This window comes from Promicromonospora sp. NPDC060204 (genome assembly GCF_042728455.1).
GTDB lineage: Bacteria > Actinomycetota > Actinomycetes > Actinomycetales > Cellulomonadaceae > Promicromonospora.
Genome location: NZ_JBHWZO010000473.1, coordinates 1 through 1,302 on the forward strand (window position 1 = coordinate 1; position 1,302 = coordinate 1,302).

Genomic DNA, 1,302 nt, shown 5'->3' on the forward strand with positions numbered 1-1,302 from the left:
CTCGCAGACCGATCCCCGGGCGCCGCTCTCGTATGTCGGGAGCCGTCCGGGCAGACGTCCGGCTCGGATCGCTCCGCCGCCTTGCCGGGCGTGGAAGACTGACAGCAGCATTCCGGTGAAAGGCATCGACATGACAACTACGACGGACCCCATCCTCCCGACCAGGCTCGAAGACCTGGTGGCGCTCTTCGACGTGCGGCCCACCGACGCGCCGACGCCGGACGACGAGCGCATCGAGGCGCTCCGCGCCCCGAAGTTCGGGACCAAGTTCTCCGACCACATGGCGCGCATCTCGTGGAGCAGCGCCGACGGCTGGAAGGACCGGCGGATCGAGCAGTACGGTCCGCTGCAGCTCGACCCCGCCACGGCGGTCCTGCACTACGCGCAGGAGATCTTCGAGGGCCTCAAGGCCTACAAGCACGCCGACGGCTCGGTCTGGACGTTCCGCCCCGACCAGAACGCCGCGCGTTTCGCCCGGTCCGCGCACCGCCTCGCCCTGCCCGCCCTGAGCGTGGACGACTTCATCGGGTCGCTCGCGGCCCTGGTCCGCACCGACATCGACTGGGTGCCCGGCGGCGAGGACTCGTCCCTCTACCTGCGGCCCTTCATGTACGCGTCGGAGGCGTTCCTCGGGGTGCGCCCGTCGCTCGAGGTCGAATACCTGGTGATCGCCTCGCCGGTGGGCCCGTACTTCGCGGGCGGCGTGCGGCCCGTGTCGATCTACGTGTCCCAGGAGTACCACCGGGCCGGACCGCCCGGAGGCACCGGCGACGCGAAGTTCGGCGGCAACTACGCCGCCAGCCTGCTGCCGCAGCTCGAGGCGCAGAAGGAGGGCTTCGACCAGGTGTGCTTCCTGGACGCCGCCACCAACACCTACCTCGAGGAGCTCGGCGGCATGAACGTCTTCCTCGTGATGGAGGACGGCACGCTGCACACCCCCGAGCTCGGCTCGATCCTCGAGGGGATCACGCGCAGCTCGGTGCTCCAGCTCGCGGCCGACCGCGGCTACGAGGTGGTGGAGCGGCGTATCCCGCTCGCCGAGGTCGTGGCTGGGCTCGAGTCCGGCGCGGTCAAGGAGTTCTTCGCCTGCGGCACCGCGGCCGTGGTCACGCCCGTGGGGCGCCTCGCGGGCTCGACGTTCGACCACGAGGTCAACGGGGGCGAGCCGGGCGAGCTCACCATGTCGATCCGCCAGGAGCTCACCGACATCCAGTACGGCCGCGCCGAGGACCGGCACGGCTGGATGCGCCGGCTGGCCTGACGGTGCCTCGCGGCCGGGCTCGTCGGGGAGGCGCCCCGACG

General features: G+C 71.3%; 1 protein-coding gene. It reads left to right on the top strand.

The genetic code is table 11. From position 1 onward, the window contains the following. Positions 1 to 130: 130 nt before the first annotated feature. The gene (locus ACFWEJ_RS28770) at positions 131 to 1,261 is read left to right on the top strand and encodes a branched-chain amino acid aminotransferase (protein WP_377232568.1); all 1,131 of its coding nucleotides are present in this window, start codon (positions 131 to 133) and stop codon (positions 1,259 to 1,261) included. The last annotated feature ends 41 nt before the right edge of the window (positions 1,262 to 1,302 follow it).

What these genes read in the sequence shown, in the direction of transcription:
- ACFWEJ_RS28770 (WP_377232568.1), top strand. Translation starts at nt 131, where the DNA reads ATGACAACTACGACGGACCCCATCCTCCCGACCAGGCTCGAAGACCTG.